This is a genomic window from Streptomyces sp. CA-249302 (assembly GCF_050936785.1).
In the GTDB taxonomy this organism is placed as follows: domain Bacteria; phylum Actinomycetota; class Actinomycetes; order Streptomycetales; family Streptomycetaceae; genus Streptomyces.
Genome location: NZ_JBNJMG010000001.1, coordinates 1,224,783 through 1,242,877, shown reverse-complemented (window position 1 = coordinate 1,242,877; position 18,095 = coordinate 1,224,783). Strand labels below are relative to the sequence as shown.

The following is an 18,095-nucleotide window of genomic DNA, read 5'->3' as shown; positions in this document are numbered from 1 at the left end:
CGGGCGGCCGGTTCAGCCCGTGCCGCCCGAGCCCTCTCCCGCACCGCCCCCGTAGCGCCGCTCGAACTGGGCGATGCGGCCCTCGGAGTCCACCGTGCGTGCCTTGCCGGTGTAGAAGGGGTGGCTCTCCGAGGAGATCTCCACGTCCACCACCGGGTAGGTCTCGCCGTCGTCCCACTCGATGGTCTGGTCGCTGGTCGCGGTGGACCTGGTCAGGAAGGCGTAGCCGGCGGCGCGGTCGCGGAAGACGACCGCCCGGTAGTCGGGGTGCTTGTCCTGCTGCATGCGGGCTCCTCGGCGGGTCGGCGGGGCGACGGGTCAGCCGGACAGGGCGTCCTCGTCGACGATGTGCATAGCGGCCTCCTCGGCGGACGCCGCCGCGCCGTCGATGCCCACGTCCGTGGCGATCAGCGCGCTCTCCTCGTCCTCGTGCGCGCCCTCGTCGGGGGCCACGAGCCGGCCGGAGCGTACGGAACCGACCTCGTTGTCCAGGAGTTCCCCGTCGGTGCCGTCGCAGTCGCCGATGCCGTCCCCGTCGGGCACGACGAGGTCCGGCAGCTCCTCCGCGAGGCGCTGGTCCAGCGTCTCCCCACGGTGCCGCTCGGCCGCCGTCACATCGGCGCGCTCCACCGCCCACGGTCTGTCCGGCGGGGACCAGCCGCGGTCGAGGGGGTCGCCGACACCGTCGTTGTCCAGGGTGTCCTCGACGTCGAGCAGTCCCGAGTCCTCCTGGACCTCGGATCCGTCGGGCTGGTAGACGTCGTCACCCCATCCGTCGGCGCTGTTCACGGCTACCTCCTGGTGGTGCGGACCGGCCCGTTGTCACCGCGCCGTGCGGCGGGCCGCCAGTGCGCGGAGCACAGGCTGCGCCCGGGAGGAATCCACGATCCCCGGGCACTCCCCGAGCCGGTGCCGATATCCAGCCTTCCACCCCTTTTCGGGACTGCGCAACGGCACGGCGCGAGGAGGCACGCCCTTCCTGCGCCGACGCCCCCTCCGCCGGTGTCAGCCGCCCAGCTCGGCGGAGGACCAGACGTGGCCGTCGTCCGTGACCAGTTCGACGCGGTCGACGGCGCCGGCCGAACCGTAGGCGATCCAGGTGGCGCGTCCCGAGGCGGGCGTCCACCACTGTCCGGCGTCGCGGCTGGAGCCGTCCTTCAGGAGGAGACGGCAGGTGTAGTGGGCGCGGGGTCGACCGGCCGTGATCTGCATGACGATGACGCGGTCGGTGCCGAGGCGGCTGGGTTCCACGGTGCCGACCCGGGCGCCCGAGCGGGTGGTCAGCACGGCTCCGTGGTCGCTCGCGGTCACCTGGGCGGGCGTCGACCGATGGCTGAGGACCTCCGCCCCGACGACCCCTCCCAGACTGAGCCCGGCCACGGCGGCGGCCGCGACCAGCAAGGGGAGCCGGCGCGACCGGTGGCCCGGGGAAGGCGTCCGACGGCTCGCGGACGGCACCCGGTGGGCGGCGAGCGGCAACCGGCGCAACCCGGAGGGCGACCAGCGGGCGACGGTCCGAGACTCGCGAGCCATGCCCTGTCGCCGCAGCTCGAGCGGCTGGAGCCGCTCCAGCCGCTCCAGGACCCGGGCGTCGAAGCCGGGTGGGGCCGCCACCCTGGGCGCGGCCGGCAGTACGGCGTCGACGGCTGCCGAGAGGTCGTCGTAGGCCGAGCGGCAGGCCGGGCAGGTGGTGAGGTGGCGCAGGAGTTCCGCCGGTTCGCCGGGGAGGGTGCCGAGGGCCAGGGCGGTGAGTTCCTCCTCGTCAGGGTGGCGTTCCATCGCGGCTTCCCTCCTTCAGCGCGTCGCGCAGCCTGTGCAGGCCGGTACGGATGCGGGTCTTGGCGGTACCGAGCGGGATGTTCTCGTGCCGGCCCACCTCGGCGGCGGTGCAGCCGCCCAGCACGGCGAGCGCGACCGCGCGGGCCTGCTCGGCGGGCAGGTCCCGCAGCCGTTCCAGGGCGCGCTCGCTCTCCAGGGCGGCCAGGGCCAGCCCCTCCGTGCTCGCGGAGTCGGCTTCGGTCCGCAGGGCCAGGTCCAGGAGCCGTTCCAGGTTCTCGGCCAGGACGGGCACCGAGCGCCGGGCCCGCACCGCGTCGATGGCGGCGTTGCGGGTGATCGTCAGCAGCCAGGTGAGCGCCGAGGCACGCCGGGGGTCGTAGTTCCCGGCCGCCCGCCAGGCCCGGACGAAGACCTCCTGGCTGACGTCCTCGGCCAGGGCCGGTTCGTGGGTCACCGAGAGTGCCAGGCCGTACACCGCGTCCTGGAAGCGGCGGACGAAGGCCACGGAGGCCTGCTCGTCGCCCAGCGCGAAGCCGGCGACGAGGGAGGCGTCGTCGACCCGGTCAGCACGCGGGAACAGCTCCACACCCATGGGTACGTACGGGAGGGCCGAAGGGATTGAACGAAATCCACCCCAATCCGTCGAGACCGCTCACTCGTACAACCTCCGTCAGAAGGGACGGAGAGATCATGAGGCGAAGCAGGATCACCGTGGCAGGGTTCGCACTCGCGTCGGCGCTGACGCTGGCGCTGGCCGGATGCGGAGGTGGCAGTGGGAACGGCGGTGCCGGGTCCGGCAGCCAGGCCCCCGCCGTCATGGACACCTCCACCATCAAGGTCGCCGACTCACCGCTCGGCAAAATCCTCGTCGACGGCGGCGGACGCACGCTCTACCTCTTCACCGAGGACGGCAGGAACACCAACTCGATGAACTGCGACGCGGCCTGCACCAAGCTGTGGCCGCACCTGGAGGGCCGGCCGAAAGCGGGCTCCGGCGTCGACGCGGGCCTCGTCGGCAGCACCAAGGGCGGGGGGAAACCGCAGGTGACGTATGCCGGACACCCGCTGTACTACTACGCCGAGGACCGGACGGCCGGTGATCTCAAAGGGCAGGGCATCGACAGGATCTGGTACGTGATGAACGCGCAGGGCGCGGCGGTCAAGAAGGCCGTTCCGGCCTCGAACGGCAGCGGCGGGTACGGATACTGATCTTGCGGCCGACCGGCGGGTCGGGATCATTGACCTCATGATGGTCGAGTTGCCCACAGACCCGGACGTACTGATCGTCGGGGGAGGGCCCGTCGGGCTCACCGCCCGGGCGCTGCTGGAGCGCTGGGGCGTTCGCGTGCTGCTGGTCGAGAAACGCCGTGAGTTGTCGCCCTTTCCACGGTCCCGGTTGGTCAACGTTCGCTCGATGGAGGTGTTTCGGCAGCTCGGGATTGCCGACGGGATCGCGGACGCGGCGTTCGCGCCGCGGTATGGCCGGATCCGCTTCCGGGACACGCTGTACGACCGTGACTTCGCCTCGGCGGCGATGGTCGGGGTGCACGCACCCGTCCCCGAGAGTCCCGTGATCGGCGTGGTGACCTCGCAGGATCGCTTGGAACCCGAGCTGTTGGCCGCGGCGGAGGCCGAGGTGCGGTTCGGGGTCGAGCTCGTCGGGCTGTCCGAGGAGGCCGACGGAGTCGTGGCCTCGCTCGTCGACCGCGGGAGCGGGGAGGAGACGGTCGTGCGGGCGCGATACGTCCTCGCCGCCGACGGTGCGAACTCGGGTGTCCGGGAACGGCTCGGCATCGGCACCGACGGCCCGGGCGCCTTGGGAAGCCTCACCACCGTCGTGTTCGACGCCGACCTCGACCGCTGGTCGGCCGACCACCCGGCCGGGGTCTACGTCACCGCGCACGGCTCCCTCCTCCCGCTCTACCCGGAGGGCGGTTGGGCCTGGTTCGGCACGACGCCGGAGGGCACCGAGCACGCCGACCTCGTCTCACGTGCGCTGGGTGCCGGCAACCACGTACCGGTCGAAGTACTGCGAGTTCAGCACTGGGTCATGAACGCCTTCGTCGCCGAGCGCTTCCGCCACGGCCGGATCCTGCTGGCCGGCGACGCCGCGCACGCGATTCCCATCACCGGCGGCCTGGGCATGAACCTCGGCGTCGGCGATGTGCACAACCTCTGCTGGAAGCTGGCCGGTGTTCTCCAAGGGTGGGCAGGCCCAGGCTTGTTGGAGTCCTACGAGCCGGAACGCCTGCCCGTCGCCCACGAAACGCTCCGCCAAGCGGTGGCCAACGCCCAGCTCGTGGTCAAGGCGCAGACTCTTCGCCGCGATCAGCTTCTGACCGGCAAGGGGGCGTCCGCCCCGGTCGAACTCCCTTGGTCGGAGCGGTACTTCGCTCAACTCGGTCTCGTACTCGGCGTCAACTACCGCTCCACCGCAGTCCTGACGGACAACGGAACCCCGCCCGAGCGAACCGACACCGACACCGACCCCGACTCCCACACCGCATCCGAACCCCCCGACCGCGGCACGGACTACATCCCCCGTGCCGAGCCCGGCCACCGCCTCCCGCACCGCTGGCTCGCCCCCGACCGCTCCACGCTGGACACCCTCGGCGAATGGTTCACCCTGCTCACCCCGGACCCCGCCCACTGGCAGCAACATGCCGCTCCACCATGGCCGTTGCGCATCGAGCCCCTACCCGCCGAGCACACCGACCGCTACGACCTCGGCCCCCACGGAGCACTCCTCGTCCGCCCCGACGGCCACATCGCCGCCCGCTGGCGTGCCCGCCCGGCGGGCGACGGCACCATCCATGCCGCTCTCACGGACGTGACAGGCCTCTGAAGCACCAGCCCGCCAAACGCCGCCGGCCCAGGACCGACCGTTCCCGGTCACCGTCCTGGACCGCCGCCGCCCAAAAAACGCCTCACCCGTGCCACGACCGCCAAAGCGCCGCATACGCGCCGTCCGCCGAGACGAGTTCCTCGTGGCTGCCCAGTTCGCTGATCCGTCCGTTCTCCACCACCGCGATGACGTCCGCGTCGTGCGCGGTGTGCAGGCGGTGGGCGATGGCGACGACCGTGCGGCCGTCGAGGACGCGGGCGAGGGAGCGTTCCAGGTGGCGGGCCGCGCGCGGGTCGAGCAGGGACGTCGCCTCGTCCAGGACCAGTGTGTGCGGGTCGGCCAATACCAGCCTGGCCAGCGCGATCTGCTGGGCCTGCGCCGGTGTGAGCCCCAGTCCGCCCGAGCCGACCTCGGTGTCCAGGCCGTCGTCCAGTGCACGCGCCCAGCCGTCGGCGTCGACCGCACCCAGCGCCGCCCACAACTCGGCGTCCACCGCGTCCGTGCGGGCCAGCAGCAGGTTGTCCCGCAGGGAGCCCACGAACACGTGGTGCTCCTGGTTGACCAGCGCCACATGCGAGCGGACCCGCTCGGCCGGCATCCGGGACAGCTCCGCACCGCCCAAGGTGATCCGGCCGTCGCGGGGCGCGTAGATGCCGGCCAACAGCCTGCCCAGCGTGGACTTGCCCGCGCCCGACGGGCCCACCAGCGCGAGCCGGGTGCCCGGAGCGACCTCCAAGGACACCTTGCGCAGCACGTCCACGCCCTCGCGGTAGCCGAAGTGCACGCCGTCCGCGTGGACGTCCCGCCCGTCCGGGGCCAGCGACTCCTCCCCGGCCTCCGGCTCGATGTCCCGCACACCGACCAGCCGGGCCAACGACACCTGCGCCACCTGAAGTTCGTCGTACCAGCGAAGGATGATGTTCACCGGGTCGACGAGCATCTGCGCGATGAGCGCGCCCGTCGTCAGCTGGCCCACCCCGATCCAGCCGTGCAGCACGAACACCCCGCCGATCATCAGCACCGAGGCGAGCACCGTCGCATGGGTGAGGTTGATGACCGGGAAGAGCACCGACCGCAGCCACAGGGTGTAGCGCTCCCAGGCCGTCCACTCGGTGATGCGCCGTTCCGAGAGTTCGATACGGCGGTCACCGAGGCGGTGGGCCTCGACGGTGCGTCCGGCGTCGACGGTCTCGGCGAGGGCGGCGGCCACGGAGGCGTACCCCGCGGCCTCCGAACGGTAGCCGGACGGCGCCCGTTTGAAGTACCAGCGGCAGCCCAGCACCAGCAGCGGCACGGCGACCAGCACGGCGGGCGCCAGCGGCGGCACCGTGACGACCAGTCCGCCCATCAGCAGCAGCACCCACACCACACCGATCGCCAGCTGCGGCACGGCCTCACGCATCGCGTTGGCGAGCCGGTCGATGTCCGTGGTGATCCGGGAGAGCAGGTCACCGGTGCCGGCCCGCTCCAGAACGCCCGGCGGCAGCCCGACCGACCGCACCAGGAAGTCCTCGCGCAGATCGGCCAGCATCCGCTCGCCGAGCATCGCCCCGCGCAGCCGCACCTGCTGCACGAACACGGCCTGGACGACCAGCGCGAACGCGAACAGCGAGACGGTGAGCGGGAGATGGAGCTCCCGCGCGCCGTCCGAGACCCGCTCGACGAGGTCGCCCAGCAGCCAGGGGCCGACCAACGAGGCGACCACGGACACCGTGTTGACGACGATCAGGATCACGAAGGCACGACGATGTCGTCGGAACAGTTCGGCCACATAGGCGCGAACGGTCGCGGGGGCACCGACGGGCAGGGTGTTCGCCGTCGTCGGTGCCGCCGGGTCGTACGCCGGTGGCGCCACGCCGATCATGCCGACTCCTCGATCTCTTCCAGTTCTTCGAATTCCTGCAGTTCTTCGAGCGCTTCGTCCTCTTCGAGTACGGCGCTCATGGCCGACTCCTCCTCGGTCTCCCGGGTGACCACGGCCCGGTACCGGGGCTCGGTGCGCACCAGTTCGCGGTGCACGCCGACCGCCGCGACCTCGCCCTCGTGCACCAGCACGACCCGGTCCGCGCGGTCCAGGAGCAGTGGTGACGAGGTGAACACCACCGTCGTGCGCCCCTCCCGCAGCCCGCGCACGCCCTCGGCGATCCGCGCCTCGGTGTGCGAGTCGACGGCCGAGGTCGGCTCGTCCAGGACGAGCACCTCCGGGTCGGTGATCAGCGACCGGGCCAGCGCGAGCCGCTGCCGCTGACCGCCGGACAGCGACCGCCCGCGCTCGGTGATCCGCGTGTCCATCGGGTCCTCGGCGTCCAACGACCCCTGCGCGAGGGCCTCCAGAACGTCCCCGCACTGCGCCGCGGCCAGCGCGTCCCGCGCGCTGACGTCACCCGACGCGGGCACGTCGAGCAGCTCCCGCAGCGAACCCGACAGCAGCACCGGGTCCTTGTCCTGGACGAGGACGGCCGTGCGGGCCGTGTCCAGCGGCAGCTCGTCGAGCGGTACGCCGCCCAGCCGCACGGACGTGCCCTGCTCGGCGGGGTGCCCGCCCAGGCGTTCGGCGAGCAGGCCCGCCGCGTCCGGGTCGCCGCACACCACCGCGGTGAGCCGGCCGGTGGGGGCCAGCAGACCGGTGGCGGGGTCGTACAGATCGCCGCTCGGCAGCTCGGCCTCCCGTACGCCCCCGATGTCGGTGGCGCGCTCCAGCGAGAGCACCCGCGCGGCCCGCTTGGCCGAGGGGCGCGAGAAGGAGTACGCCATCGCGATCTCGTGGAAGTGCTGGAGCGGGTAGCTCAGCACCATCACCGAGCTGTAGACGGTGACCAGTTCGCCGACGGTGATGCGGCCCGCGCGGGCCAGATGGACGCCGTACCAGACGACCGCGATCATCAGCAGACCCGGCAGCAGCACCTGGATCGCGGAGATCAGCGACCACATGCGGGCGCTGCGCACCGCTGCCCGGCGGACCTCCTGGGAGGCGCCGCGGTAGCGGTCGAGGAAGAGTTCCTCGCCGCCGATGCCACGGAGCACGCGCAGGCCGGCGACGGTGTCCGAGGCCAGTTCGGTGGCCTTGCCCGCCTTCTCGCGCTGGAGGTCGGCCCGCCGGGTGGCCTTGGGCAGCAGCGGCAGCACCGCCAGCGCGACCAGGGGCACGCCCACCGCGACGACCGCGCCGAGGGCCGGCTGGTAGATCACCAGGGCGACGCAGACCAGCAGGGCGGTGAGCGCGGCGGCGAGGAAGCGGGAGACGGCCTCCACGAACCAGCCGATCTTCTCGACGTCGCCCGTGGAGACGGCCACGACCTCGCCGGCCGCCACGCGCCGCGTCAACGCCGAGCCCAACCGGGCCGCCTGGCGGGCGAGCAGCTGCTGCACGCGGGCGGCGGCGGTGATCCAGTTGGTGACGGCGGTGCGGTGCAGGAAGGTGTCGCCCAGTGCGATGCAGAAGGCGGTCAGCGCGAGCAGTCCGCCGGTCAGCGCCAGTCGGGTGCCCGAACGGTCGACCACGGCCTGTACCGCGAGGCCCACCCAGAACGGCAGTGCGGAGACCGCCCCGAAGTGCAGCATTCCCCAGGCCAGCGCCTTGAACTGTCCGCCCAGCTGATTACGGCCCAGCCACCACAGGAATCGTGGACCCGAGCGCGCGTCCGGCACGCCCGGATCGGGATACGGAAGGTCTTGAATCTGCATGACGACTGACATCCCGGTGGCTTGTGGCAGGGGGGTGGAGGGACCGCGTTCGGCGGTAGCAAACCGTGCAAGGTTCGCGTCGCAGCGTGGTCGGAGGCAAACGGTTTTCCGCGCGGACGTACAGAATGGGCCGATGCGAAAAATGGGTACACAACGTGCGGCGGTCGCGATGGCGGCCCTGGGAACCCTTCTGGCGGCGCTGTCCGGTTGTGGTGGGGCCGCCCACGGTGACGCGGGGGAGAACGGGGCCGGTGCCAAGGCCGCGCCCGCACGCGCGCGTACCGCCCTCCCCGGCATCGGCGACCGCCTGCACCGGCGGATCCCCGCCGACTCCCGCCAGGTCGTCGCGGTCTACGGCGACGGCAAGGACTCCCCGGACTCGACGGTCGTGCTGTACACGAAACACGGCAACAGCTGGGACCGCACCCGCAGTTGGCCCGCGCACAACGGCAAGAAAGGCTGGACCGCCGACCACCACGAGGGCGACAGACGCAGCCCCGTCGGCGTGTTCACGCTCACCGACGCGGGCGGTGTCCTCGCCGACCCCGGCGCCCGCCTCCCGTACACCCGCGACCCCTCCTTCGCGGCCCCGCGCTGGTGGGCCGAGTCGCACTGGCACGACTTCGACTACGTCATCGCCATCGACTACAACCGCGTCAAGGGCCGCCCGCCCAACGACCCGGCCCGCCCCGAGGGCGAGACCAAGGGCGGCGGCATCTGGCTGCACATGGACCACGGCAGCGGTACGTCCGCCTGCGTCAGCCTGTCCAGAACGGCGATGGAGTACCTGCTGCGCACGCTCGACCCGGACCGGCATCCCGTGGTGGTCATGGGGGACAGGGCGGACCTGAAGGCCTAGCGCGGACGGTGGAGGCCGCCCCGCGCTGATTTACACGGACGCAACACGCAGGTTTCCGACGCGATCAACTCGCGCGCGAAAGTGATCGCCACGGAAGCCGCTTTCCGTATCGCAGAAGTCTCCCCGGCTGCTGCGAAGTTGACGTCCCCCCACTAGGAGTGCCCGTGCCGCCGTCCGTCCCCTCCACCCCGCGACGCGTCGCACACATACTGCGTACCTCGCTCTTCGCGCAGGTCCTCTGCGCGCTCGTGCTCGGCATAGCCGTCGGGAAACTGTGGCCCGGCGTGGCCACGGACCTCCAGCCGCTCGGCGACGGCTTCACCCGCCTGATCAAGACGATCATCTCGCCGCTCGTCTTCTGCGTGGTCGTCGTCGGCATCGCCAAGGCCGGTGACCTGAAGGCGTTCGGCCGGATCGGGCTCAAGGCGCTGATCTGGTTCGAGGTCGCGAGCACCCTCGCGCTCATCATCGGGCTCCTCGCCGCCAACGTCGTCCAGCCCGGCTCGGGCATGCACGTCGACCCGGCCACGCTGAGCGCCAAGGCGGTCGACGCGAAGACCGGCGGCGGCTCGCTGCCCTCGACGACGGAGTTCGTCCTCAACGCCCTCCCGACCAGCTTCATCGGCGCCTTCGCCGAGAACTCCCTGCTCCAAGTCCTCATCCTGGCCTGCCTGGTGGGCGCGGCGCTGCTGCACCTCGGCCACACGAAGGTGCCGCAGGTGCTGCCCGCCATCGAGCAGGCCCAGGAGATCATCTTCGCGATCGTCGGCTTCGTCATGCGGCTGGCCCCCATCGCGGTCTTCGGCGCGATGGCCGTCCTGATCGGCCAGTACGGGCTCGGTGTCATCGAGACGTACGCGAAGCTGATCATTCTCTGTTACGTCGCCGCAGCGCTGTTCGTCGTGCTGCTCGCCGTGGCTCTGCGCATGGTCACCGGGCTGAGCCTGTGGAAGTTCCTGCGTTACATCCGCGAGGAGATGCTGCTGGCCCTCGGCACTGCGTCCACGGAGTCCGTGATGCCGCGGGTGATGCAGAAGCTGCGTCGGGCCGGTGCGCGCGACGACGCGGTGGGCCTTGTCCTGCCCACGGGCTACTCCTTCAACCTCGACGGCGCGTCGCTCTACCTCTCCATCGGCACGCTGTTCATCGCGCAGGCCGTGGGTGTCGACCTGAGCCTGGGCCAACAGATCACGGTCGTGCTGGTGTTGATGCTGACCAGCAAGGGCATGGCCGGTATCCCGGGTTCCGCGTTCCTCGCGCTGTCCGCGACGGCGTCCTCGCTGGGGGCGATCCCCGCGGGTGCGGTGGCGTTGCTGCTGGGGGTGGACCGGATCATGGACTCGATGCGGGTGGTGACGAACCTGCTCGGCAACTGTGTCGCCGTGTTCGCGGTGTCCCGGTGGGAGGGGGCGCTGGATGTGGAGCGGGCGAAGAGGGTGCTGGACGGCGAGGAGGTGGCGGTTTCGGAGGAGGAGGTGCCGGCGACTGTCGCCCAGTAGCTCGGCGGGTTCCGTATCGCGGGCGGCTGCGGGTGTGTGGGAACTGCGCGACCAGCTCCCCCACACCCGCAGCCGCCCGCAAGCCGTTCCGCCCCCTACCCGCAGCGCCTCTCCGGCCCCCCGTCCACCAACGCGTCCAACAACCCACCCAATACCCCCGCTGCTCCTCGCTCAGCGGCGCCAACATCTCCTCCGCCGCCGACCGCCGAGCCCCCCTCAACTCCCGCAGCGCCTTCCGCCCGTCATCAGTGAGCTCGATACGGATCACCCGACGATTGGTCGGATCCGGCACCCGCCGCACCTTGCCGCTCGACTCGAGCCCGTCCACCAGTGACGTCACGGCCCGCGGCACCACCTCCAGCCGCTCCGCGAGGTCGGCCATCCGCGGCGGCGAGTCGTAGTGCGCCAGCGTGCGCAGCAGACGGGACTGGGCCGGGGTCACACCCAGGCCGCACTGCTCGATGTGCCGCTTCTGGATGCGGTGCACCCGGCGGGTGAACCGCAGCAGCTGCTCGGCGAGCAGGCCGTCGGGATCGGGGGTGGTCATGCGGGAACAATATCAGGAGTTATTTCATTGTGAGCATAGGTAACAATGAGCTAGGCTCCGCCAGTCTTCACCGACTCACCTCCGTCACACCTCCCGAAGGAGCACATGCACCCCGATCGAGAACCCAAGTGGACACCGCCGGCCGAATCCAAGGAACAGCCCCGGCAGGTGCGCCGCATCCTGAAGCTCTTCCGTCCCTACCGCGGCCGGCTCGCGGTCGTCGGCCTGCTGGTCGGCGCCTCGTCGCTGGTCTCCGTGGCCACTCCCTTCCTGCTGAAGGCCACCCTCGACACCGCGATCCCGCAGGGCCGCACCGGCCTGCTCAGCCTGCTCGCGCTCGGCATGATCGCCAGCGCCGTCCTGAGCAGCGTCTTCGGAGTCCTCCAGACCCTGATCTCGACGACCGTCGGCCAGCGCGTCATGCACGACCTGCGCACCGCGGTCTACGGCCGCCTCCAGCGCATGTCCCTCGCGTTCTTCACCCGCACCCGCACCGGCGAGGTCCAGTCCCGCATCGCCAACGACATCGGCGGTATGCAGGCGACCGTGACCTCCACCGCCACCTCCCTGGTCTCCAACGTGACCAGCGTGGTCGCGACGATCGTCGCGATGATCGCCCTGGACTGGCGCCTCACCCTCGTCTCGCTCGTGCTGCTCCCGATCTTCGTCTGGATCAGCCGCCGCGTCGGCAACGAGCGCAAGAAGATCACCACCCAGCGCCAGAAGCAGATGGCCGCGATGGCCGCCACGGTCACCGAGTCGCTCTCCGTCTCCGGCATCCTGCTCGGCCGCACCATGGGCCGCTCCGACTCGCTGACCAGGTCCTTCGCGGAGGAGTCCGAGGGGCTGGTCGACCTCGAGGTGCGGTCGAACATGGCCGGTCGCTGGCGGATGGCCGTCATCACGATCGTCATGGCCGCCATGCCGGCCGTCATCTACTGGACCGCGGGCATCGCCCTCCAGTCGGGCGGCCCCGACATCTCCATCGGCACGATCGTCGCCTTCGTCTCGCTGCAGCAGGGCCTGTTCCGCCCGGCCGTGAGCCTGCTGTCGACCGGCGTCCAGATCCAGTCCTCGCTCGCGCTCTTCCAGCGCATCTTCGAGTACCTCGACCTGCCGATCGACATCACCGAGCGGGACAACCCGGTCCACCTCGACCGCATCAAGGGCGAGGTCCGCTTCGAGGACGTCGAGTTCCGGTACGACAGCCACGACGACAAGAGGGGCCCCACCCTCGACGGCATCGGCATCGACGTCCCGGCGGGCAGCAGCCTCGCGGTCGTCGGACCGACCGGCGCGGGCAAGTCGACACTCGGCTATCTGGTCCCGCGGCTGTACGACGTCACCGGCGGCCGGGTCACCCTGGACGGCGTCGACGTCCGTGACCTCGACTTCGACACCCTCGCGCGCGCGGTCGGCGTCGTCTCCCAGGAGACGTACCTCTTCCACGCCTCGGTCGCCGAGAACCTGCGCTTCGCCAAGCCGGACGCCACCGACGAGGAGCTCTACGCGGCGGCCAGGGCGGCGCAGATCCACGAGCACATCGCGGCGCTGCCCGACGGGTACGACACGGTCGTCGGCGAGCGCGGCCACCGGTTCTCCGGCGGCGAGAAGCAGCGGCTGGCCATCGCCCGCACCATCCTGCGCGACCCGCCGGTGCTGATCCTCGACGAGGCGACCAGCGCGCTGGACACCCGTACCGAGGCGGCCGTCCAGGACGCCATCGACGCCCTGTCGGCCAACCGCACCACGCTCACCATCGCGCACCGGCTGTCCACCGTCCGGGGCGCCGACCAGATCGTCGTCCTCGACTCCGGGCGGGTCGCCGAGCGGGGCACGCACGAGGAACTGCTCGACCGGGACGGACGGTACGCGGCCCTCGTACGCCGGGATGCCCAACTGGAACCGACAAGCTGAAAATATGCCGGGTTTGTGACGGTATGCGGGTTACCGTGCGCTCATGTACCTGAACACTCCGCCACGGAGAACGATTCGACTGACGCGCAGGGGCCGGCTCGTCCTCATCGCGACCGGAGCCGTCGTGGCCGGCACCGCCGTGGCGGTGCCGCTGCTGAGCCTGGAGAACGAGCAGGACGCCAAGCCCGTCTCCCTGGTGATCCCGGAGGGCTGGCGCGCGGGACAGATCTACGAGGCCGTCGACAAGGCCCTCACCCTGCCGGCCGGCAGCGCCCGGAAGTCCCTCGCGAAGGCCGGTCTGAAACTGCCGAACGACGCCGACGGAAACCCGGAGGGCTACCTCTTCCCGGCGACGTATCCGCTGGAGCGGAACGGGAAGAAGGCGACGCCCGAGTCGCTGCTGGCGTACATGGTGGACACCGCCGACAAGAAGTTCAACGGCGCCCCGACGGCGGCCGGCGCGCAGCGCAACGCGATGAACGTCTACCAGGCGGTCACCATCGCGAGCATCGTGCAGGCCGAGGCCGCCTCCAAGGCGGACATGGGCAAGGTGGCCCGGGTGATCTTCAACCGGCTGGAGCGCGGGATGCCGCTGCAGATGGACTCCACCATCAACTACGCCCTGAACCGCGCCACGTTGAAGACGACCGGCGACGACACGCGGATCGACAGCCCGTACAACTCGTACCAGCGCATGGGCCTGCCGCCGACGCCGATCGACAACCCGGGCGAGGACGCGATGCGCGCAGCGATCAGTCCGACGCCGGGCGACTGGCTGTACTTCGTCACCGTCAAGCCGGGCGACACCCGCTTCACGGCCGACTTCGCGGAACACCAGCGCAATGTCGCGGAGTTCAACGCCCGGCAGAAGCCCTCGGCGAAGTGACCCGGCGGGGCGTCACGCGGCGATCGCCCGCTCCTCGGCCAGCAGCCGCCTGATGTCCCGTACGGCCGCCCGGCCCGCCCGGTTGGCGCCGATGGTGCTGGCCGAGGGGCCGTAGCCGACCAGGTGGATCCGCGGATCGGCGACGGCGCGGGTGTCCTCGACGCGTATCCCGCCGCCCGGCTCACGCAGCCGCAGCGGCGCCAGATGGTCGATGGCGGCCCGGAAGCCGGTGGCCCAGAGGATCACGTCGGCTTCCAGCTGCCGCCCGTCCTTCCATGCCACGCCGTTCACCGTGATCCGGTCGAACATGGGCTGCCGGTCGAGAACTCCGTCCTCGATGCCCTGCCGGATCGCGTCGTTGAGCGGCAGCCCGGTGACCGAGACCACGCTCTTCGGCGGCAGGCCCTGCCGGACCCGCTCCTCGACGAGCGCGACGGCCGCCCGGCCGTACTCCTCGGTGAAGGGGCCCTCCCGGAACACAGGCGGGCGCCGGGTGACCCAGGTGGTGGCGGCCGCGTACTCGGCGATCTCCAGCAGGTGCTGCGTACCGGACGCGCCCCCGCCCACCACGACGACCCGCTGCCCGGCGAACGCCTCGGGTCCGGGGTACTGCGCGGTGTGCAACTGCCGTCCCCGGAAGGTCTCCTGGCCGGGATAGCGCGGCCAGAACGGCCGGTCCCAGGTGCCGGTCGCGTTGATCAGCGCGCGCGTCGACCAGGTGCCGTCCGAGGTCTCGACGAGCAGCCGCCCGCCCTTGCCCTCGCGCACGGCACGGACGTCGACGGGCCGCCGTACCCGAAGATCGAAGGTGTGCTCGTACGCGGCGAAGTACTCGGTGATCACCTCGGAGGACGGCCGCGCCGGATCGGCGCCCGTCAGCTCCATGCCCGGCAGCGCGTGCATGCCGTGGACCTTGCCGTACGTCAGTGACGGCCACCGGAACTGCCAGGCGCCGCCCGGGCCGGGGGAGTGGTCCAGCACCACGAAGTCGCGCTCCGGCTCGAAACCGGTGCGGCGCAGGTGATAGGCGCTGGAAAGGCCTGCCTGACCAGCGCCTATGACGACTACCTCGACCTCGCGCGTGTTGTTCACGTTTCTACCAACCGCGTCGAGGTCGAGGATCTTCCCGGTGGTCGGCTCAGCCCTCGGAGGCGCGGGCGGGCGTGGTCGACGGCGGCAGGTCGCCGTTGTAGCGGGTGTCCACGAAGGCGCCGAAGTCGACCTTCTTCGGGATGAGCTTCAACTCGGTGAAGGCGTCCGCGATCTGCTGCTCGGAGGCGATGAGCGGCTTGTCGACGGCGACCGAGACCCGGGTGGCGTTGGTGCGCTTCACCGAGGCCAGCGCCACCTCGTACGGCAGCCCGGTGTCCTTCGCCCACACCTTGGCCCACTCCTCCTTGTGCGTGTTCACCCAGTCGGTGGCCCGCCGCAGCCGCTCCAGGTAGTCCTTGATCGCGGCGGCCTTCTTCTTGTCCTGTAGCGCGCTGGGAGCCGCCACCTGGAAGGTGAGCCCGTTGGTGATGCCGTCGCCGGTCGTCAGGACTCGGCCCTGCTCGGCCTGGAGGATCTGGGAGGTGTACGGGTCCCACACCGCCCAGGCGTCCACCTTGCCGGAGGTGAACGCGGCCAGCGCGTCGGCCGGCTGGAGGTACTTGACCTTGACGTCACTGAGGCTCAGCCCGGCCGCCTTGAGGGAGGCGACCAGCTGGTAGTTGGCGGAGGAACCCTGCGCCACGGCGACCGACTTGCCCTTGAGCTCCTGGGCCTTGGTCAGTTTCGAGCTGTTGGGGACGAGGATGGCGTCGCCCTTCGAGGTGCCGTGCCAGGCGGCCACCACCGTGATCTTCGAACCCGCGCCGGCGGCGAACACGGGCGGGGTGTTGCCGACGCCACCGATGTCGACGGCCTTGGCGTTGACGGCTTCGAGGAGCGGTGGACCCGAGGTGAAGGTCGACCACTTGATCTTGTAGTCGAGGTTCTTCAGCTCGCCGGCGGCCCGCAGGATGGCCTCCGAACCGCCCTTCTGGTCACCGACGTCGAGGGTGAGCGAACCCCTGCCGTCGACCGAACCGCCCGCGTCGGCCGCGGAGTTCCCGCCGCAGGCGGTGAGCAGGAGGGCAAAGGGGAGGAGCAGCGCGGCGGGGACGAGGCGACGTCGCATGAGGGATTCCGTTCTGTGCAACTGGGGTGCGGGGAAGGGGAGTTCAGGCGGCGTCGGCGGCGGTGTCGACGCCGAGCCGTTCCAGCAGACCGGCCCGGAGCTCGGCGAAACGCGGGTCGGTGATGTCGCGCGGGCGGTCGAGGTTGATCGTCTGCTCGTGCGCGATGACCCCGTCGTCCATCACCAGGACGCGGTCGGCGAGCAGTACCGCCTCCTCGACGTCGTGCGTGACCAGCAGCACCGCGCAGCCGCGCCGCTGCCACAACTCACCCACCAGACGCTGGGCCTTGATGCGGGTGAGCGCGTCCAGGGCCCCGAACGGCTCGTCGAGCAGCAGCAGATCGGGCTCACGGACCAACGCCCTTGCCAGGGACGCGCGTTGGGCCTCGCCGCCGGAGAGGGTCTTGGGCCAGGCGTCGGTACGGTGGTCCAGGCCGACCTCTTCGAGCGCCTTCTCGGCGACGGCGCGCGCGGGCTTGCCGGGCAGGCCGAGCAGGACGTTGCGCCACACCTTCTTCCACGGCATCAGCCGCGGCGCCTGGAAGGCGACGGCCTTGCGGCGCGGGACCAGGACGGTGCCCCGGATGTCGCGGTCGAGGCCCGCCAGGATCCGCAGCAGGGTCGACTTGCCGCAACCGCTGCGGCCGAGCAGAGCCACGAACTCGCCCGGACGGACGTCCAGTCGGAGGTCCTCGATGACGGCACGGCCGTCGAAGGAGCGGGTCAGCCCCTCGACGTGCACGGCCTGGTGGGACGGGGTGGCCGTCGCCGGGCTCGGGCTCAGCGGCCCGTGAACGTCGGTCGCCATTGCAGCAACAGCCTTTCGAGGGAACGGACGATGAAGTCGGCCAGCAGACCGAGGAAGGCGTAGACGATCAGGCAGACCACGATCACGTCCGTGCGCAGGAAGTCCCGCGCCTGCACCATCAGGAAGCCGATCCCCGAATCCGCGTTGACCTGCTCCGCGAACACGAGCGCCAGCCAGGCGATGCCGAGCGAGTAGCGCAGCCCGGTGAGCGCGCCGGGCAGCGCCCCCGGCAGCACGACGTGCCGCACCAGCCCCCGGCGGGAGAGCCCGAGCGACTCCCCGGCCTCGATCAACTGGGCGTCCACGCCCCGGATTCCGGCGTACACATTGAGGTAGAGCGGGAAGGTCACGCCGAGCGTGATGATGGCGATCTTGGGTGCCTCGCCGATGCCGAACCAGATGATGAACAGCGGGATCAGACCGACGAACGGCACCGTCCGCAGCATCTGCACCGGCGCGTCCACCAGATCCTCGCCGACCCTGAACAGGCCCGAGACCAGGGCGAGGCCGACACCGATCACGGTGCCGAGCAGCAGACCGCCGGCCACGCGCTGGAGCGAGGTCCCGATGGCACCGGGCAGCGAACCGTCGGCGACCATGTCCCAGCCGACCTGCGCGATCCGCCCCGGCGAGGCGAGCACGTCGGCGGTCAACACGCCGGTGACGCTGAGGAGTTGCCACAGCAGGAGCAGCAGGACGGGCCCGGTGGTGCGTCGCAGCCAGCGGGGGACGCGGGTGCGGCGGGTGGAGGCGGGGACGATGGGGACGAGGTCGAGGGCGGCGTCCTGCTCGGCGCGTATCTCTGGTATTTCCGAAATATCGGGTTCGGGAGAGCCGGGTGGGGCATGGCTGATGCTCATGTTGCTCCACGGAGTGGGGGAGAGCGACCGGTGAGGGGTACGCGCCTCAGGGCCGCGGCACGGCATGGCACGCGTCGGCGCGCCTACCGGTCAGACGGCGGCGAGGGCGAGAAAGGGAAGACGTGGGGAGGAAGGCGTCAGCAGCCGCGGCAACACGCGGCCGAGGCCACCCGCAGCAGGTCGATGTGACCGCGCGTGGTGAGCAGAGCTGAACGCAACATGCGGCCGAAAGTAGCCAGCTGGTCGGTCC

The 18,095-nt window shown here is 71.1% G+C and carries 17 protein-coding genes and 1 pseudogene; 6 read left to right on the top strand and 12 right to left on the bottom strand.

Translation table 11 applies throughout. The annotated features are described in order from the left end of the window. Positions 1–12 precede the first annotated feature (12 nt). From ACQEWB_RS05595 to ACQEWB_RS05580, 4 genes are all read right to left on the bottom strand, one after another. Positions 13–285: a type B 50S ribosomal protein L31 gene (locus ACQEWB_RS05595; RefSeq protein WP_432827657.1), complete on the bottom strand. Its 273-nt coding sequence runs from the start codon at positions 283–285 to the stop codon at positions 13–15. Positions 286–318: 33 nt separating this feature from the next. After that, a complete protein-coding gene (locus ACQEWB_RS05590) occupies positions 319–789 on the bottom strand; it encodes a DUF5709 domain-containing protein (protein WP_432827655.1) in 471 nt (156 codons plus the stop codon). A 216-nt stretch (positions 790–1,005) separates the two neighbouring features. Further along, positions 1,006–1,779, bottom strand: a complete 774-nt coding sequence (locus ACQEWB_RS05585) for an anti-sigma factor family protein (RefSeq protein ID WP_432827653.1) — start codon at positions 1,777–1,779, stop codon at positions 1,006–1,008. After that, positions 1,763–2,371 carry an RNA polymerase sigma factor gene (locus tag ACQEWB_RS05580; protein WP_432827651.1) on the bottom strand — a complete coding sequence of 203 codons (609 nt, stop codon included), beginning with the start codon at positions 2,369–2,371 and terminating at the stop codon, positions 1,763–1,765. Before ACQEWB_RS05580 ends, ACQEWB_RS05585 begins: the two co-directional genes overlap by 17 nt. 98 nt (positions 2,372–2,469) lie before the next feature. On the opposite strand from ACQEWB_RS05580, the gene ACQEWB_RS05575 reads away from it, so the two are divergent. Together ACQEWB_RS05575 and ACQEWB_RS05570 are read left to right on the top strand one after the other, a co-directional pair. Further along, entirely contained in the window at positions 2,470–2,988 is a 519-nt protein-coding gene (locus ACQEWB_RS05575; protein WP_432827649.1) for a COG4315 family predicted lipoprotein, read from the top strand. 37 nt (positions 2,989–3,025) lie between these two features. Continuing rightward, complete coding sequence (locus tag ACQEWB_RS05570) at positions 3,026–4,624, top strand: FAD-dependent monooxygenase (RefSeq protein WP_432827647.1); 1,599 nt, start codon at positions 3,026–3,028, stop codon at positions 4,622–4,624. A gap of 82 nt (positions 4,625–4,706) precedes the next feature. Here ACQEWB_RS05570 and ACQEWB_RS05565 read toward each other — a convergent pair whose 3' ends face one another. Both ACQEWB_RS05565 and ACQEWB_RS05560 read right to left on the bottom strand, forming a co-directional pair. Next, on the bottom strand, positions 4,707–6,488 hold the full coding sequence (locus ACQEWB_RS05565) for an ABC transporter ATP-binding protein (protein WP_432827645.1): 1,782 nt from the start codon (positions 6,486–6,488) through the stop codon (positions 4,707–4,709). Beyond that, entirely contained in the window at positions 6,485–8,308 is a 1,824-nt protein-coding gene (locus ACQEWB_RS05560) for an ABC transporter transmembrane domain-containing protein (RefSeq protein WP_432827643.1), read from the bottom strand. Before ACQEWB_RS05560 ends, ACQEWB_RS05565 begins: the two co-directional genes overlap by 4 nt. Before the next feature lie 133 nt (positions 8,309–8,441). Here ACQEWB_RS05560 and ACQEWB_RS05555 point away from each other — a divergent pair, with 133 nt between their 5' ends. Further along, a complete protein-coding gene (locus ACQEWB_RS05555; RefSeq protein WP_432827641.1) occupies positions 8,442–9,167 on the top strand; it encodes a L,D-transpeptidase family protein in 726 nt (241 codons plus the stop codon). A 164-nt stretch (positions 9,168–9,331) separates the two neighbouring features. After that, complete coding sequence (locus ACQEWB_RS05550; RefSeq protein ID WP_432827639.1) at positions 9,332–10,666, top strand: cation:dicarboxylate symporter family transporter; 1,335 nt, start codon at positions 9,332–9,334, stop codon at positions 10,664–10,666. Between the two features lie 95 nt (positions 10,667–10,761). Here the strand turns inward: ACQEWB_RS05550 and ACQEWB_RS05545 are convergent. Then, positions 10,762–11,213: pseudogene (locus ACQEWB_RS05545) on the bottom strand (MarR family winged helix-turn-helix transcriptional regulator). A 105-nt stretch (positions 11,214–11,318) separates the two neighbouring features. Here ACQEWB_RS05545 and ACQEWB_RS05540 point away from each other — a divergent pair. Together ACQEWB_RS05540 and mltG are read left to right on the top strand one after the other, a co-directional pair. Beyond that, the gene (locus ACQEWB_RS05540; protein ID WP_432827637.1) at positions 11,319–13,130 is read left to right on the top strand and encodes an ABC transporter ATP-binding protein; all 1,812 of its coding nucleotides are present in this window, start codon (positions 11,319–11,321) and stop codon (positions 13,128–13,130) included. Positions 13,131–13,173: 43 nt separating this feature from the next. Then, positions 13,174–14,016 (top strand): endolytic transglycosylase MltG, encoded by an 843-nt coding sequence (gene mltG, locus ACQEWB_RS05535; protein WP_432827635.1) that lies wholly within the window; start codon positions 13,174–13,176, stop codon positions 14,014–14,016. 12 nt (positions 14,017–14,028) lie between these two features. Here the strand turns inward: mltG and ACQEWB_RS05530 are convergent, their stop codons facing one another. From ACQEWB_RS05530 to ACQEWB_RS05510, 5 genes are all read right to left on the bottom strand, one after another. Further along, positions 14,029–15,108, bottom strand: a complete 1,080-nt coding sequence (locus tag ACQEWB_RS05530) for an NAD(P)-binding domain-containing protein (protein ID WP_432827633.1) — start codon at positions 15,106–15,108, stop codon at positions 14,029–14,031. Positions 15,109–15,154: 46 nt separating this feature from the next. After that, positions 15,155–16,177, bottom strand: coding sequence for an ABC transporter substrate-binding protein (locus ACQEWB_RS05525; protein ID WP_432827631.1), 1,023 nt, complete (start codon positions 16,175–16,177; stop codon positions 15,155–15,157). 43 nt (positions 16,178–16,220) lie between these two features. Further along, entirely contained in the window at positions 16,221–16,985 is a 765-nt protein-coding gene (locus tag ACQEWB_RS05520) for an ABC transporter ATP-binding protein (protein ID WP_432827629.1), read from the bottom strand. Next, entirely contained in the window at positions 16,958–17,845 is an 888-nt protein-coding gene (locus tag ACQEWB_RS05515; RefSeq protein ID WP_432827627.1) for an ABC transporter permease, read from the bottom strand. The genes ACQEWB_RS05520 and ACQEWB_RS05515 overlap by 28 nt, the downstream gene beginning before the upstream one ends. Before the next feature lie 137 nt (positions 17,846–17,982). Then, positions 17,983–18,066, bottom strand: a complete 84-nt coding sequence (locus tag ACQEWB_RS05510) for a putative leader peptide (protein ID WP_343234701.1) — start codon at positions 18,064–18,066, stop codon at positions 17,983–17,985. Between the last annotated feature and the right edge of the window lie 29 nt (positions 18,067–18,095).

What these genes read in the sequence shown, in the direction of transcription:
- ACQEWB_RS05575 (WP_432827649.1), top strand. Translation starts at nt 2,470, where the DNA reads ATGAGGCGAAGCAGGATCACCGTGGCAGGGTTCGCACTCGCGTCGGCG.
- ACQEWB_RS05520 (WP_432827629.1), bottom strand. Translation starts at nt 16,985, where the DNA reads ATGGCGACCGACGTTCACGGGCCGCTGAGCCCGAGCCCGGCGACGGCC.
- ACQEWB_RS05580 (WP_432827651.1), bottom strand. Translation starts at nt 2,371, where the DNA reads ATGGGTGTGGAGCTGTTCCCGCGTGCTGACCGGGTCGACGACGCCTCC.
- ACQEWB_RS05515 (WP_432827627.1), bottom strand. Translation starts at nt 17,845, where the DNA reads ATGAGCATCAGCCATGCCCCACCCGGCTCTCCCGAACCCGATATTTCG.
- ACQEWB_RS05570 (WP_432827647.1), top strand. Translation starts at nt 3,026, where the DNA reads ATGATGGTCGAGTTGCCCACAGACCCGGACGTACTGATCGTCGGGGGA.
- ACQEWB_RS05560 (WP_432827643.1), bottom strand. Translation starts at nt 8,308, where the DNA reads ATGCAGATTCAAGACCTTCCGTATCCCGATCCGGGCGTGCCGGACGCG.
- ACQEWB_RS05595 (WP_432827657.1), bottom strand. Translation starts at nt 285, where the DNA reads ATGCAGCAGGACAAGCACCCCGACTACCGGGCGGTCGTCTTCCGCGAC.
- ACQEWB_RS05525 (WP_432827631.1), bottom strand. Translation starts at nt 16,177, where the DNA reads ATGCGACGTCGCCTCGTCCCCGCCGCGCTGCTCCTCCCCTTTGCCCTC.
- ACQEWB_RS05510 (WP_343234701.1), bottom strand. Translation starts at nt 18,066, where the DNA reads ATGTTGCGTTCAGCTCTGCTCACCACGCGCGGTCACATCGACCTGCTG.
- ACQEWB_RS05555 (WP_432827641.1), top strand. Translation starts at nt 8,442, where the DNA reads ATGCGAAAAATGGGTACACAACGTGCGGCGGTCGCGATGGCGGCCCTG.
- ACQEWB_RS05585 (WP_432827653.1), bottom strand. Translation starts at nt 1,779, where the DNA reads ATGGAACGCCACCCTGACGAGGAGGAACTCACCGCCCTGGCCCTCGGC.
- ACQEWB_RS05565 (WP_432827645.1), bottom strand. Translation starts at nt 6,488, where the DNA reads ATGATCGGCGTGGCGCCACCGGCGTACGACCCGGCGGCACCGACGACG.
- mltG (WP_432827635.1), top strand. Translation starts at nt 13,174, where the DNA reads ATGTACCTGAACACTCCGCCACGGAGAACGATTCGACTGACGCGCAGG.
- ACQEWB_RS05540 (WP_432827637.1), top strand. Translation starts at nt 11,319, where the DNA reads ATGCACCCCGATCGAGAACCCAAGTGGACACCGCCGGCCGAATCCAAG.